Here is a 15,113-nt window from a genome sequence, read left to right as displayed (position 1 = left end):
AACAGTTTACCGTGGGTGAATAATATCTATTAGATCACAGAGAAAAGATGGATTCAAGGTTAAAAAGCAACCAGCCAAGAATAGTTGGATACGTTCCTAAAAAGAGTAATTCTACAGCCTCAACGCCCGCATAAGGGGCGAAAAAACGTAGCGGCGATTTGGTTAAAACTTGCGAAGCACAAAACTAAATCGCCGCGTAGTTTTGGCGTCCCAGCGAGCCTGCGAACGACTTGATGCGCTTGTTATATGCGAACTACGGCTCGAGCCTTAAATCACCGCTGGCCATCGCTTTTGCTTGCTCAATAAGCCTAGAAACCAACTTCCCACATTCGACATAATTGTCTAATATCGCTTCATAAAAATCACTGTTATTTTCATAGTCATCTTGCTTAATGTCTTTCTCAAAGAGTTTTTTTCTTAGCTCCATTAGCTGCTCTTCAACAAGGTTAATGTCTCCATGTAAGTACAGGGATTTAATGGAAAAAACATCCTCAAGCTCTAGGATTCTGCTTTTGGTTTCTGTCATTAGTTTATTGCGTTCAAGGCAAGCCTCTTTTGACTCATACTTCAACTGAAACGCTGTTTGTTGTGACTCAACATATTCACTGTATGAACGCTCATATTCTTCATCGTACTCAATACAAGATGAGCCCCCAATATAGACGTAACAATCTGTAAACTCACTAAAGTAATCAACCCAACTTTGTACGCTCTTTTTCGTAAGAAACAGGCAAGTGATTATTTCTTCGTATGCCAAGCGCTTAGTTTCCCAAATTTGCTGTTGAACCCAATACTTCTCATTGAGTTGATTTTTAATGCTTTCTACTGTTTTGGTACTGTCTTCGAGTTGCTTAATTGCCTTACCAAAATCCTCATTCGTAGCCAAATTTTTAAGTTTTTCTCGAACATAGTAACCAAGAGGAGCGATTAAAAATGCAGTAATGATCGCGGGTAAATACTGATAAAAGTCCATAAATCCTCAAAGCACATAACAATTTAATCTACGACATTTGTCGTTTTACAAACCGAAAAATGTCTTTATATTACAATGATTTTATCCTAGCTATAAAATAAACAACTGTAAACAGTTAGTTAGCTTCGCCTTACCTTTTCTAAATGTAGCAAAACCCCAAAATGGTGGAGATCAGTAATATCAGACGTATAGCTGATTAGTTATACCGGTTGATTATTAATTAACAGGCTATATTTTAAATATCTGTGTTTAAACCAATAACGCGTTCACTCTATAACCCTTAAACTTGTAACTCGTTATTACTTATAAAATTAGTTAAAAATCACAATCTACTTTTATTGAATCCTGTGTATTTTTACTTCATATTAAATACTCTTATTTCTCACTTACATACCTAGAGCGCTGCATGAATGGGTTATGGATCTTAAACCGCGTTAACCCCCTACGATGAATTGACGTACTTAATAGCCTTAAAACGAAGAAGCTCAGCAGTTTTAAAATTTGCAATTAATAGCTAATTTTACTAGTTATCCACCTCATAGCGTGTTGTTATATTTATTAGAACGGTAACTCCTCACCATTAAAACTATAAAGTTTTCCCGTATTATCAATAGATAAATTCAGAATAACGTTCATAACTCCAAGAGCCGAGTCTACAACATTTTCACTTGCTGTAGAGCCACCCATATCGGTTTGAACCCAACCGGGGTGAACAGCCACCACAGCGACATTATCATTAACAAGTTCTTGTGATAAGTTCACTACTAGCATATTGGCTGCTGCTTTAGACATTCGATAACCATACCAATCCACACTTTGTTCTAGCGACAAAGATCCCATAGCAGAAGAAATAACGGCTATCTTACATAAGCGTTTTTTATTTATTAAAGGTAAAAAGCAATGAGTTAAATATAGTGGTCCAAGTGAATTCACCTTAAAAGACATTTCAGCATTAGCATAATTAATAGTATGGATACTTGTGTTTTCTCGATCCAAATATCCCGCATTATTTACTATTAAATCTAATTTAATATTTTCCTCATTAAGTTTACTTGCCAACGTCTTAATTTTTTCAGGGCAAGTGATATCCATTAGTTCAATAGACAATTTATTTGGAAACTTACCTTTCAATGAAACTAGAGCAACCGCCGTTTCTAGATCTCTACAGGTAGCAATTACTGTCCATCCATTTATAAGGTATTGTCTGGCTAATTCGAAACCGATTCCCCTATTAGCACCCGTTATTAATACAACTAAGTTATTCATTGTTTATACCTATAAATCTTACAATTTAGTCTACGACATTTGTCACCTAAAAAACGACAAATGTCCTTATATTACAATGGTTTTACCCTAGCTATAAAATAAGTATTTGTAAACAGTTAGTTCAGTCTCAACTTTTCTAAGTGCAGCAAAAATCCCAAATGATGGAGGTCAGTAATATCAGGCAAATTGCTGTTTAGTTGCACAGGTTGATTATTAGTTAAAAGGTTATATTTTAAATACCTGTGTTTAAACTAATAACGCGTTCCCCCTTAAACTTGTAGCTCGTTATTACTTATAAAATTAGTTAAAAATCACAACCTACTCCTATTGAATCCTCTGTATTTTTACTTCATATTAAATACTCTTATTTCTCACTTATTATGCTGTTATGTCATTTTTAAAATTTAGCCATGCACTTATTCTCACACTTGCTAGTACCTTACCGCTTACAAGCCATGCTGCGCTTGATAAAAATGAGCGTGAAATAGTAAAACAGGTCGATAAAAACATTCCCCAAGCATTACAAGAAATAGAGCAAGCCGTAAATATTAATAGCGGATCGCTCAATATTGAAGGTGTAAAAAAAGTAGGCGCGCTGACAAGCGAGCAGCTTAAAGCCATTGGTTTTAAAGTAAAATGGCTGGATGGCAGTGCGTTTAACCGCGCAGGGCATGTATTAGCAACCCATGAGAGTAATGATCCCGATGCAATAAAAATACTGATGATCGGCCATCTAGATACGGTATTTGCCAAAAACGATAACTTTACTACCTACAAACAACTTGATGCCGATACAGCCAGTGGCCCAGGCGTTGCCGACATGAAAGGCGGTAACACGATAATAATTACAGCACTTAAAAGCTTACAAGCCCTTAATTTACTCGAAAATGTAAGCATAAAAGTATTATTGACTGGCGATGAAGAAAGCAGCGGTCGCCCGCTTAGCTTATCTAAACAAGCTATTGTTGATGCAGCAATTTGGGCTGACGTAGCGCTTGGCTATGAAAATGGCGATAACAATATAAAAACAGCTATGGCGGCGCGCCGTGGTTATACCGGCTGGACGCTAAACGTAACGGCAAATGCAGCGCATTCGTCACAAATATTTAGCGAAAGCGTTGGTTATGGCGCTATTTACGAAGCATCACGCATTTTAAATGATTTTAGAGAGCAACTTGCCACGCAACCTAATTTAACATTTAACCCAGGGCTTATTGTAGGTGGTACAAATGCCGACTACGACAGTGCTAATTCGTCAGCAACGGCGTTTGGTAAAAGTAATGTAATAGCACAAACCGTGCATGTAGCAGGTGATTTACGCGCTCTTTCGCCAAAGCAATTCGAAAACGCAAAAAGGTCAATGCAACTCATTGCTAGCAACAGTTTAAATGGCAGTAAAGCAGAGCTTATTTTTGAAGACGGTTACCCGCCAATGGCATTAACTGATGGCAATAAAAAGCTATTAGAATTATACAGCGACGCAAGCCACGATTTAGGCTTCAACAAAGTAGTAGCCGCCAATCCACGCAATGCAGGTGCGGCTGATATTTCGTTTGCGGCAAACCATGTTGATATGGCACTTGATGGTTTAGGTTTAATGGGCAGCGGCGCGCACACTAAAAACGAAACAGCCGATTTAACCAGCCTTGATAAAAACATTAAAAAAACGGCATTACTCATTTATAGATTAGGAAAACTGTAATAGTAAATGTATTTTAAAGATGAGCGTAGGCCAAATAATAACCGTCCTACGCTTGTACTTACTTTTAAGACATTATTTTAAACAATAATTCTCGCACTGTGGCCGGTTCAAACGGTTTATCACAAATAGCATCAACTCCCGCTTGAGCTATATTTGCTAGGTGCGTTTCGTTTGCCTCTGAGCTCACCATTAAAATAGGAATATGCGAGTAACTATTTGAGCTTCTAACGGTTTCTGTTAGTTCTCGTCCGTCCATTTCTGGCATATTGTAGTCGGTTACAATTAAGTCAAACGATTGGTTATTTAAGTGCTCAATAGCTTCTTTACCGTTTTCAGCTTCTACCGGGGCAGGTATTCCCATACCCGCAAGAACACGAATAATGTGTTTACGCGCAAAGCGGCTGTCGTCTACCACTAAAACTCGCAGCAGCGTTACGTCAAAATGATCAAGTTCTACTTCTTCTTCGCTTATAATATCGAGGGTTGCTTTGAGTGCGCGGGTAATGGCTTTTGCGCTAAAAGGCTTAGGCAAAATAGCTAGGACACCCGATTGGCGTAATTGCTCAAGGTATTTTTTATTACGCTCGCTCGATATAAGCATAAAAGGTTGATGCTCGGTGATAGGGTTTGATCTTATTTCTTGCAATAGTGAATCGGCTGTCCCGTCAGATAAATACATAGAGCTTATAACTAGATCAGGGTGATAACTTGCTAATAAGCTAAGCGCTTGTGTTTGTGTAGATGCAGTTTCAACTTGTTTTACACCACTTTCTAAAAGCGATTTTATTATTATTTTTTGCTGAACCTCTGAAGGCTCTACAAGTAAAATAGACAAGTTTGCTATTGCAGTTAAGTCGCTCATTCAGATCTCTTTAGTATTGTTATAATCAGGATAATAATAACATTTTTGACTCGTTAATATTATATAAAGAGATTGTAATATTTAAGAAAACATTATCAATCCCTTTAAAATATAGCACTTCTTAATTAGATTGAATGTAATCTAATGCATTCATTTTTTTATATGTGACGTTAGCGTGCAAAATATGTGCAGGCTCAGGGTCAACCACTTCAACAGGAATGTCGTAATTTCGGGCTATTTCAATTGCCATTTGCGTAATATTAACGCTAAACGAGGTGCCCATAAATACAATTTTATCGGCGTTGAGCATACGCTGTTGTGCTTCTGTTATTCTGTAAAGCTCGGTGTAATATTCGTCAAATAATAAAACAAAGGGCTTAAATGAATGGTTTAGCACAGGCGTTTGGTTTTGAATATTAAATAGCTCAAAAAGAGACTCTTGCAGGCGGCTTTCGTCTACGCTTTCCCACGGGGTGGTAAGTGGCGTGACTGGCTCACCTTGCTCATGAAATAAGGTCATTTGATCAAGCCTGCCGTGTATCGCTATGTAATTTTTGTTACCCGCTTTGCCATCAAGCCCATCTATGTTTTGAGTAATTAGGTTTTTATCACTTAGCCAATGGTGTACGTCGTTTGGGCCATGGTTGCGATACGTTGCAAAGCGATGGTAATACCACTGGCTGCGCTGACTCCCGCTCCGGTAATGTAAAGGGTATTCACTTTGGCGCCTCGTAACCGAGTACGTTAGCGCTTACTTGCTGACTGTTATCAATACCGCCAATTCGATATAAAACACCGCTGTGCTCAAGTAAACCACGATGATCCATACTCTTTACTTCAACTGAGGATAAAACCTGCCATTCGTTTTTTTCGATACTAAAGCGCCAAACATGATCACTTGCTGGTGCAGGTTTGCCGTCGTAACCTATTGCGCTGTAGTTGTATGGGTTATTAGAGCCTGCCATCATATAAATATTGCCATTATAGCTGGTGGCTGCCATTCGGTAGTGAGCAGTGCCCGTTGGATGAGGCAACGTACGCCAATCTATTTTTTGTGGATTAGTTGAATCTATTGCGCCTTTTAAACACTGTGCTACGCCTGCAAACGAGCGACGCGAATCAGGATTAGCTTGTGTTTTAACGCCATCACAAATAACAATGGTATTATCGCTAATTGCAGCGGCTTGGCCAAATACGGGCTCACCTAAAAATGGCGAGGCTTGTTGCCATGTATTATTTTGCGTGTCGTACACTTGCACTAAGTTTACGTTGCCGTCGTTATGCCAACCGCTAATTAGATAAATGTAACGCGCTTTGTAGCTCAGCGCGACGCTATCGTCTACGGGTACTGGCATGCTCGCAAGATGAGTGTAGGTATCTTTTATTACGTCGTACTTATATACGTCGGGGCTTGAAACTTCAGTATGATCCTCTGCTACCGTATAGCCGCCAAACACATAGGCGTACTCGCCTAAACCGACTGCGGTGCTTGCTAAGCGCCCTTTTAGTGGCAAGCTTGAAGGCACACCAGTTTTAGATTGCCACTGTGAATCGCCAACTTTAAGCGCCCACACTTTGTTATGCACTGACGAATGCTGTTTATCGCGCCCCAGCCCCATAAAGCTTAAAAAATAGGTTTGGTTTTGTACTGTAACTTTAGCCACAGCATTATTAGCAACTGGCTCTGGTAAAGCGGGAAGGCTTGCTAACGCAAGAGAAAAAAGAAGGCTCATAAGGCAAATAATTTAATAAGTATTAATACGCTCAGATTAAATTATTTTAACCTTGTGAGCCAGTATTGTTATATCTAAATAATCAAACGCTTTTGATTAGTAACCATATTAGTAGGCAATACCAATATGCTGATTTACGTGCGCTGCATTTTGCGCTTCATCAACCATTGCAGTTGCATAATCAGTGACCGATACCTTGCTTTCGCCTGCATCATTCGTAAAAAATGTATTACTGCCGATACGGTAATCGCCTTCATTATCATCTGGACATAATTTGTGGGCAGCCTATTTATCAAGGAACTACCAACAAACTGTTGTAAGAGCATTTATAGATTTTTTAGCGCAGCACTGGCAAACCGATATTAAAAAATATGTCGGCAAGTAAGGCATTGTAGTTAAGGGCGCTGTGACTATTGTTTAAGCTAAGGTGATAGTTCAGCTTAGTTATTGAGGTAAATAGGTTACGTTATCTAAGCCTCGTTGTTTATTTTTGTACATAGCTTGATCAGCATACTTTATGAGTTCGTGATCTGTTTGGCCGTGCTCGGGGTAGTTTGCAATTCCTATACTGGGTGAAATATTTAGTAGTACGTCATCTAACTTAAAGACGGCTTTAAACTCAGTGAGGACTTTATTTTTTATTCTGACCGTTTCGTGGCTAGAACTTAAATTATCTAAAATAATTAAAAATTCGTCTCCGCCTAAACGCCCTACTGTGTCGTAATGCCTTACTGACGCTGAAAGCCTTTTTGCTATAGCACATAAAAGCTTATCGCCAGTTTCGTGTCCGTGAGTATCGTTTACTGCTTTAAAGCCATTTATGTCTATAAACAGTAAAGAAAAAAACGTGTTGTCTCTGGTTGCATTAATAATTACTTTTTCTAATCGATTCATCAATAAAGATCGATTTGGTAGGCCAGTTAACACATCGTGCCGTGCCATATAATGGAGTTGATCTTCCATTACTTTACGTTCAGTTATATCGTGCGCGACAGCGATTCTTACTTGATGTTGCTCTGACCAACGAACAGACCATAATATATGAACTACTTGACCATCTTTTCTCATCCAACGGTTTTCAAAGCGAGGGTTCACCATTTCGCCAGACAACAGCGAAGTTACGGCATTATGCGTTTTATAATGATCACCTTCGTAAACATAGTTAATCATTTTTTTGCCAACAACTTCATCGGCCGTATAACCAAAAATTTGCTCAAATGCTGCGCTTACAAAAACAAATGTGCCTTGTTTATCTACCACGCATACCGCATCAAGCATTAAATCGAGTACTTCTTCTACATTAATTAATTCATTTTTTTCCATACTTTGGTGCCTTCAAAGCAAAACCAAGCGAATTTAAGTATTCTATATACCTTTAATAAAAGCAAAGGTAATTGAAACTACAATAATAGTTAATACAAAGTTAGATTAATCGTGCACGTATAATTAATATCGCCCTTGTAAAAGCATGATATGCAAAGTTAAATAATCAATAAGCGCAAAATACTTTGAAGTCCTTCAAAAATAGACTAAATTTTGAATAGTATATAACCATATAACTTTCATTAATTTCTATTTTTTAACTACTACAAAATTAGTTGTTTTGATTTAATCGCATTTATACTTTTACGCTGTTAATGTATGTTAATATTGTGTGATATCACATGTATTACAAAAACAGTCATTGTTTTTGATTTTTTGATTGCGCAGGAGATTTTTGGGTGAAAATATCACAACGTTTATTTTGGCCATTACTTTTTGTGTGCCCTCTTGTAATGGCTGAGCCGTTTGAAGATGAAGACCTCGATCTTGATGCTTTAATGGGTATGGATGTGCAAGCGACTTCTGCGATGAAAAGAGCACAATCAGCATTTGATACCGCCTCATCTATTTATGTATTAAGTAAAGAACAAATTACTAAATCTGGTGCTACATCAGTACCTGAAGCACTAAAAATGGTGCCGGGTTTAATTGTCCGTCAGCTCGATAACAATCAATGGGCTATTTCCTCAAGAGGCATTGCCTCTCGCTTTTCAAGCAAATTATTGGTTATGATTGACGGACAAAGCTTATATACCCCAAAGTTTGCCGCTGTTTATTGGGAAACACTCAACGTTCCTTTGTACGATATTGAACGTATTGAAGTTATACGCGGACAAGGCGGATTACTTTGGGGAAGTAACGCAAATAATGGCGTTATTAATATCATTACTAAAAATAGTATTGATACTCGCGGTGGATACGCAAGTGTAACAACTGGTAATCAAATAAATGTTGATGCTAATCTTCGCTACGGTGGTGATATAAGTAACATAGGCAGCTACCGTGTGTATGGGCACTTAAAAGATGCTAATGAATCAAAAAAAGGGATCTCACTCGATCCTAACGACACAACTAAGCAAAATTCTTTAGGTTTTAGAGCTGACTTTACCCCTAATGATGAGTGGTCTGCGCTACTTCAGGGTGATGTAACTCATTCCACACTTGGCCAAAACTACCGAGGTGTTGTCGATGAAACCAACGAAAACATTTCATTTTCAGATGATTTAAAGCGAACAGACTCGCGCATAATGGCGCGCCTTGAAAACAGAATGTCGCCAGATGCCAATCAAATGCTACAAATTTCTTGGCTTAAACAAAATGGCTCTCAAAATTATATTAAAGAAGACTTTGAATCGATAGATATTGATTATCAAATGAATTTTATATATCAATCTCTACAGTTAGATTGGGGGTTGAACTACCGATACAATTCTATATCTTTCGCAGAAAGCGTATTTTTAGATAGCGATAAAAACTTTGATAGCCTCAAACAATATGGTGCACTTGTTCAAGCTCAATACAATGTGACTCCTGACACTCTCGACTTTATTGTTGGTACTAAGCTTGATCATAACGATTTAACTGGCTGGGAAAATCAACCATCAGCAAGACTTATATACAAACCAGTAGATAACCACCTTACTTGGGGCGCAATATCGCGAAGTGTACGTACACCAACATTAATTGAGTTTAACGACAACTTTAAAGTTAATGGTACAGAAATTAAAGATCTTACCGGTTTAAGTTCAGGCTTCGACCAAATAGACGACTACCGAATTGCAACCTACCTAAATGGTAATGACAAAGTTAAATCAGAAAACTATCTATCTTATGAATTAGGCTACCGTTTTACTGCTAACGATTGGTCATTAGATCTTTCTACTTATTATACCGATGCTAAAAACGTAGCGGTTATTGATATGAATACGCATGCTGAACAATTCACTCCTATACTTGATTTATTTCTAGCAGGGAGAATTCCAGAAGTATTTCAAGCACTAACAATGACTCGTATAGATTTAGACTTTGCATCTGTAGCAGACACAACCACTAAAGGGTTAGACTTAGTAGTATCATGGCAACCAATTGATAATCTCAATGCTGAGTTTGGTTATAGTTACACCGATTATAACTACGATTTACCTCCTAGAGTAGAGCCCGCTATCGGGTATGACTCTAAAAACAGGCAGTTATTTGCAAAAGCCGATTATTCTTTTTTAACCAACCATAACGTGTTTGCGACATTACGAGCAGTAAACTCAAATGCATATAATACTGATAATTACACAACGTTAGATATTAGTTGGAATTGGCAGGCTACTCCTGTGTGGTCTACTGCAGTTTCGGGTAAAAACCTATTTTCAGGTTCACATATTGAGTACAGTAATACGCGCGAAACCTATACATTACCAAACTATATTGATGAATGTATTACGTTTACAATTTCAGCAAATTTCTAAGCTAATTAGATGATTAAATTAAGAAGTCTAATTCACAGAAGCTTAATAGCCTTGGTACTTTTAAGTACCAGCGTTGACGCTGTTGAAAAAGAATACATGCTAAAAGCAGGCTTCTTGTATAACTTTGCACGTTTTGGACACTGGGATTCTCATTTAGAGCCCCTTGATCAATTTACTATTTGTAGCCCTGATAAATACTTTATTGATGTGGCTAACACCGCTCTAAAAAATCGCACTATAAAAAAATTACCTTTACATAATAAATTAGTCACTATTGATGAAGTCACAACATCTGCGTGTAACATGCTATTTATCACCTCAGATACATTTGCTCAGTGGCAAAACATAACTCCTTTAGATCTAAAAAATATTATGGTCATTGGTGAAACAGACTCATTTATTGAAAATGGCGGCCATATCAGATTCTTTCTTTCCAGTGGTAAAATTCGCTTTGAAATTGCACCACAACAGCTTAAAGATGCAGGCATTACTATGAGTTCAAAAGTACTACGACTTGCACGCGTTGTAGATAGGTAATGCAATGAAAAAACTATTTGCATTAAATACAATGAGCAAAAAATTATTATTCATCTTAATGAGTGTCGCACTTGTATCAACCGCTACAGTAACCATTGTATTTAGTGCTTATGAAATCACCAGCGCTAAAGAAGAACAAATAGAAAGCCTGGGGTCGCTGTCTAAAATGCTTTCACCCAATATAACTGCTGCACTTATGTTTAATGATATAGATGCAGTACAAGAGCTTATAAACCCAATACTTATACGCTCAGATGTTATTAGTATAATGGTAACGAGTATGACTGGTGAACAACTTGTTATTGCTCAAGCCGAAAATGAAGAAATAGAACAAAGCATTGAGGTTAATACCCCCCTTCAGCTCGATATGCATGATTATGGCGTATTAAAAATACGCGCTAACAACAGTTACATTCAAGACAGAATCACTTTTTACTTTAAATTTATAATGATTTTGATGGTCTTTACCTTTGCTATCAGCCTCATTTTATCCCTTTTGCTAAGGCGCCGCTTTTTAAACCCTATTTTATATTTAGCACAAACAGCAAATAAAATAACAACGTCACATGATTATAGTTTACGCGCTAAACAACTATCACAAGATGAAGTCGGACAGTTAACTTCTTGTTTTAACGATATGCTATACAACATTGAGCAAAGAGAAAGTTCATTAGAAAACCAAGTTAGGCTTCGTACTAATGAACTTGAAAATGCAAATATTCAGTTGCAACAATATGCTTACCAAGACGGGTTAACTGATTTGCCGAACAGACGGTATTTTTACGAAAAACTACAAAGCTTAGTAAGTGTTAAAGGAATGAAATTCGCACTTATATTTATAGATTTAGATGGTTTTAAAGAAGTAAACGACAGCCTTGGACATGACTACGGTGATTTATTATTACACCAGGTAGCAACGAGGCTGCAAAGCTGTATAACAACAAAAGATACAGTAGCACGCTTGGGTGGAGACGAATTTACATTAATTTTAGAGGGTGTAAGTAGCCCTGATGAAGCATCAAAAATTGCCGAAGCTGTAAAAAGTAGTTTAATGCAGAGTATTAATATAAAAAAAGAAACAGTCTATGTTACCGCAAGCATAGGTTTAACGTTTTTCCCTGTTGATGGTTTAACAGTAGAAGAGCTTGTTAGACGTGCTGATCAAGCGATGTATTTATCTAAAAATAAAGGGCGGAATCGCTATGAGTTTTTCTCCTATGCTATAGAAGAAAAAGCCACAGAAAAGCGTCGCCTGATAGAAGAGATACGCACTGCAATTGTAAAAAACCAATTTGAATTATATTACCAACCTATATTTTCAATTGATGGGAAATCAGTACCAAAAGCTGAAGCCCTTATTCGTTGGAACCACCCTGAACGAGGCCTAATAGGGCCCAATGAATTTATACCTGTTGCTGAAAAAAACGGATTGATAAACGATATCGGCCAATGGGTAAAGTCTCAAGCAATTCAAGATACCGTCCTATTCAATGTTTTAAGTGAAAAGACAATTCAAGTCAGTGTAAATACATCACCTCTTGAAATTGACCGCACTGGTTGCTGGGTGGATGAATGGATTGTTGCAAGTAAAAAGTACCAACTACCCGCCAACACTATTTTAATTGAAGTCACTGAAAATACCTTAATGGATCCAGATTCGTCAATACAGCGACAATTAAAACGCTTAAGCACTATTAATATAGACATAGCGATTGACGACTTTGGTGTTGGTTATTCTTCTTTGGCGTATTTACAGCGCTTAGATATAGATATTTTAAAAATAGATCGCTCATTTATAAGCGATATTGAATCAAACGATAATAGTATTGCTCTCGTGAAGGCTATTATAACTATGGCTCACAACCTAGATGTAATGGTGGTAGCGGAAGGTGTTGAAACACAAAAACAGTATGACCTATTAAAGCTGCTTGCTTGCGATTATATTCAAGGCTACATTTTTTCAAAGGCAATTACTAAACAAGAGTTTATGAAAAAGTATATAATACCAATCCGCAATAATACTTAATCATTTTGCGGGGCTAAATGTGTCGCTACCTGTGTTAAAAAATTCTCATTAAGAACAACTAAATAGCAAATTTTTTGCCTAGCTATCAACACGTTTTTCCATCCTCAAAATAGATCACTTAATTAAGCGAATTGGTATAAAACAAAAAGAAGTGATCTGATTTATGTCCATCTTGCTGGATTTTAGCAATTCAACACAGAACACGTCTTTACTCTTGCGTTAAAATTTCATGTATTTAAAGCTTAATCCCAAGCTATAACCAGCGAGGGACTAGTTGCTTGTACTCTTTATATTGTATTGAAAAGCGATGAGCTAAATGAGCTTCTTCAACTAACGTCTGTCTATATATAGCTATAAAACCAATAACCAAACAGGTCAAACTAAATATACTAGGTAAGGCTAAAAAGAAACCCACCTGTGCAGCTACAACACCTAAATACATCGGATTCCTAGAGTATTCATATAGTCCTGATGTTTTAAGCTCATGTGGTCCCTTAGGATCAATTCCTGAACGCCAAAGTGCCGCCATATGAAAATGTACAAACATCGTCAAAATAAAACCTGCACTCAATAAAATATCGCCAAATAATACACCTGGCCAGCCATTGAGAATTGGGAATAACCCAAGGTAGCTATCTAACTCAGGTACAAACACTCTAATTACACATATAAACCAAATAGCAGCTCTGAAAAACTTAAAAACCATATGGTTCCACCAACTAGTACAAAACTTATCTCCGGGATAAATAACGCCTGATGGTGTGTCTCTATTTTTATAAATAATTCTAAATGTATAAAACCCCGCAACAAAAGTATAAAAAATAGCTAAGTAAATACGTGTAAATTCAACTAGCGAAGTAGAGTCATCTAAAAATGTTTCATAGGGCATCTAGTTACAGCTCACAATCATTATTGGTAGTAATTTTAAAACAACTAACTCAATAAATTTTAGTTATAAGGTCATGAAATTATATTAGTATTCATTGCCTTCATAAACAAGTTAAGTCAGAGGTTTGTTAACGAGTAATCATTAACTAACACCATTAATTTAAAATAACTTCGACTTATTAGGATCTCATACTTTTTATATAATACCAATCTGCTTATATATTTGAATTGATATTATTCACTCATATTTTTACATTCTATATATGCAAAAAACGACTATTTCGGTTAGGACTTTCTTTAATTCGAAGCTTTGTACAGTGCAATAGTACCCTCAGCGTTAGGAAGTCACAGTGAAAAACTACACTCGCATCGGCGATGCCACTTTAACTCGTTAAATTAAGTAGATTATTCACTGAGAGACGCTTCGCTCTAGAGGAATACCTGAATCACTTTTCTAAAAATGTAAAAAGCCCAGCTCGTTAGGTTCGGGAGCTCTACAACTTAATGCTTGTGTGATGTCATGATACCTTCAGCGGTGGAGAGTCATAGTGAAAATGCTGCGCACTCATCGTAGAGCGTAGGTTTTTATAATTTTAGCAACAGGAGTCGCTATGCTCGCCCGACCTACGTGATAGGTGTTGCTGTGAGAGTGTATTAATTGCGCGTATTTTACTTTTCTGCAGACGTAAAAAAGCCCGAATCGTTAGATCCGGGCTCGCTACAATGTGAAGTCGGTGCGCTACGCAGTAGAATGTCATAGTGCCCACAGCAGTAGAAAGTCACGTAGCAAATGCTACTGTATTGGCCGACTGAGATATTAAGGGATTTTGCTGTAATTTTAACGTTGGGAGTCGCTATGCTCGCCCGCCCTACGTGATGCGTGTTGATGTAGTGTGTATTAATTGCGCGCATTTCACTTTTCTGCAGACGTAAAAAAGCCCGAATCGTTAGATTCGGGCTTTCTACAATTTGAAGCCTGGTAATGTCCTACTTTCACATAGCAAATGCTACACTATCATCGGCGCTGTTTCGTTTCACTACTGAGTTCGGCATGGAGTCAGGTGGGTCCAAAACGCTATTGTCACCAAGCAAATTTGGGCGTTAATCCGTATCGCTACGCACTAACTGAATTTGGAAAATATCTGATAATATTTTTTAAGTCTTTCTAAGTAATATCTACTTTAGTTATATTAACTTCTTCGCTTGTTTCACTATCACATAAAACGCGTTTGGCGTTGTATGGTTAAGCCTCACGGGTAATTAGTACAAGTTAGCTTAATGGCTCACACCACTTCCACATCTTGCCTATCAACGTTGTAGTCTTCAACGGCCCTTCAGAGACTT

Annotated in this window: 10 protein-coding genes, 2 rRNA genes and 2 pseudogenes; 5 read left to right on the top strand and 9 right to left on the bottom strand. The window is 37.4% G+C overall.

The window, feature by feature from the left end; translation table 11 throughout:
* Nucleotides 1-253: 253 nt before the first annotated feature.
* Both QL995_RS21330 and QL995_RS21325 read right to left on the bottom strand, forming a co-directional pair.
* Nucleotides 254-973 carry a hypothetical protein gene (locus QL995_RS21330; protein WP_290295037.1) on the bottom strand — a complete coding sequence of 240 codons (720 nt, stop codon included), beginning with the start codon at nt 971-973 and terminating at the stop codon, nt 254-256.
* A gap of 558 nt (nt 974-1,531) precedes the next feature.
* Complete coding sequence (locus QL995_RS21325; RefSeq protein ID WP_197177030.1) at nt 1,532-2,239, bottom strand: SDR family oxidoreductase; 708 nt, start codon at nt 2,237-2,239, stop codon at nt 1,532-1,534.
* Between the two features lie 388 nt (nt 2,240-2,627).
* On the opposite strand from QL995_RS21325, the gene QL995_RS21320 reads away from it, so the two are divergent.
* Complete coding sequence (locus tag QL995_RS21320; RefSeq protein ID WP_290295036.1) at nt 2,628-3,941, top strand: M20/M25/M40 family metallo-hydrolase; 1,314 nt, start codon at nt 2,628-2,630, stop codon at nt 3,939-3,941.
* Between the two features lie 64 nt (nt 3,942-4,005).
* Here QL995_RS21320 and QL995_RS21315 read toward each other — a convergent pair whose 3' ends face one another.
* From QL995_RS21315 to QL995_RS21305, 3 genes and pseudogenes are all read right to left on the bottom strand, one after another.
* Nucleotides 4,006-4,803: a response regulator gene (locus QL995_RS21315; RefSeq protein WP_165735534.1), complete on the bottom strand. Its 798-nt coding sequence runs from the start codon at nt 4,801-4,803 to the stop codon at nt 4,006-4,008.
* Nucleotides 4,804-4,924: 121 nt separating this feature from the next.
* Nucleotides 4,925-5,523: pseudogene (locus QL995_RS21310) on the bottom strand (Sir2 family NAD-dependent protein deacetylase).
* Nucleotides 5,520-6,536: a kelch repeat-containing protein gene (locus tag QL995_RS21305; RefSeq protein ID WP_290295035.1), complete on the bottom strand. Its 1,017-nt coding sequence runs from the start codon at nt 6,534-6,536 to the stop codon at nt 5,520-5,522. Before QL995_RS21305 ends, QL995_RS21310 begins: the two are co-directional and overlap by 4 nt.
* A 265-nt stretch (nt 6,537-6,801) precedes the next feature.
* Here QL995_RS21305 and QL995_RS21300 point away from each other — a divergent pair.
* A pseudogene (locus tag QL995_RS21300) lies at nt 6,802-6,921 on the top strand (LysR family transcriptional regulator); the annotation flags it as partial.
* Between the two features lie 59 nt (nt 6,922-6,980).
* On the opposite strand, the gene QL995_RS21295 reads toward QL995_RS21300, so the two are convergent.
* The gene (locus QL995_RS21295; RefSeq protein ID WP_282115251.1) at nt 6,981-7,859 is read right to left on the bottom strand and encodes a sensor domain-containing diguanylate cyclase; all 879 of its coding nucleotides are present in this window, start codon (nt 7,857-7,859) and stop codon (nt 6,981-6,983) included.
* A 398-nt stretch (nt 7,860-8,257) separates the two neighbouring features.
* Here QL995_RS21295 and QL995_RS21290 point away from each other — a divergent pair, with 398 nt between their 5' ends.
* The 3 genes from QL995_RS21290 to QL995_RS21280 are packed head-to-tail and all read left to right on the top strand — an operon-like array spanning nt 8,258 to nt 12,881.
* Nucleotides 8,258-10,318, top strand: a complete 2,061-nt coding sequence (locus QL995_RS21290; RefSeq protein WP_290295034.1) for a TonB-dependent receptor — start codon at nt 8,258-8,260, stop codon at nt 10,316-10,318.
* Between the two features lie 9 nt (nt 10,319-10,327).
* Nucleotides 10,328-10,855: a YfiR family protein gene (locus QL995_RS21285; RefSeq protein ID WP_007586256.1), complete on the top strand. Its 528-nt coding sequence runs from the start codon at nt 10,328-10,330 to the stop codon at nt 10,853-10,855.
* A gap of 4 nt (nt 10,856-10,859) precedes the next feature.
* On the top strand, nt 10,860-12,881 hold the full coding sequence (locus QL995_RS21280; RefSeq protein WP_290295033.1) for an EAL domain-containing protein: 2,022 nt from the start codon (nt 10,860-10,862) through the stop codon (nt 12,879-12,881).
* Between the two features lie 253 nt (nt 12,882-13,134).
* On the opposite strand, the gene QL995_RS21275 is transcribed toward QL995_RS21280, so the two are convergent.
* The 3 genes from QL995_RS21275 to QL995_RS21265 all read right to left on the bottom strand — a co-directional run.
* Nucleotides 13,135-13,770, bottom strand: coding sequence for an isoprenylcysteine carboxylmethyltransferase family protein (locus tag QL995_RS21275; protein WP_024592034.1), 636 nt, complete (start codon nt 13,768-13,770; stop codon nt 13,135-13,137).
* A 973-nt stretch (nt 13,771-14,743) separates the two neighbouring features.
* A 5S ribosomal RNA gene (gene rrf, locus QL995_RS21270) occupies nt 14,744-14,858 on the bottom strand.
* 150 nt (nt 14,859-15,008) lie between these two features.
* Nucleotides 15,009-15,113, bottom strand: a 23S ribosomal RNA gene (locus QL995_RS21265); the annotation flags it as partial.

The organism is Pseudoalteromonas sp. APC 3358 (assembly GCF_030408075.1).
Taxonomy (GTDB): domain Bacteria; phylum Pseudomonadota; class Gammaproteobacteria; order Enterobacterales; family Alteromonadaceae; genus Pseudoalteromonas; species Pseudoalteromonas arctica.
The sequence above is the reverse complement of the archived record's forward strand: the minus strand, read 5'-3'. Positions and strand labels throughout refer to the sequence as shown.

Bases quoted from the DNA above. Each gene is read 5' to 3' on its own strand.
- QL995_RS21330 (WP_290295037.1), bottom strand. From the start codon at position 973: ATGGACTTTTATCAGTATTTACCCGCGATCATTACTGCATTTTTAATC.
- QL995_RS21325 (WP_197177030.1), bottom strand. From the start codon at position 2,239: ATGAATAACTTAGTTGTATTAATAACGGGTGCTAATAGGGGAATCGGT.
- QL995_RS21320 (WP_290295036.1), top strand. From the start codon at position 2,628: ATGTCATTTTTAAAATTTAGCCATGCACTTATTCTCACACTTGCTAGT.
- QL995_RS21315 (WP_165735534.1), bottom strand. From the start codon at position 4,803: ATGAGCGACTTAACTGCAATAGCAAACTTGTCTATTTTACTTGTAGAG.
- QL995_RS21305 (WP_290295035.1), bottom strand. From the start codon at position 6,536: ATGAGCCTTCTTTTTTCTCTTGCGTTAGCAAGCCTTCCCGCTTTACCA.
- QL995_RS21295 (WP_282115251.1), bottom strand. From the start codon at position 7,859: ATGGAAAAAAATGAATTAATTAATGTAGAAGAAGTACTCGATTTAATG.
- QL995_RS21285 (WP_007586256.1), top strand. From the start codon at position 10,328: ATGATTAAATTAAGAAGTCTAATTCACAGAAGCTTAATAGCCTTGGTA.
- QL995_RS21280 (WP_290295033.1), top strand. From the start codon at position 10,860: ATGAAAAAACTATTTGCATTAAATACAATGAGCAAAAAATTATTATTC.
- QL995_RS21275 (WP_024592034.1), bottom strand. From the start codon at position 13,770: ATGCCCTATGAAACATTTTTAGATGACTCTACTTCGCTAGTTGAATTT.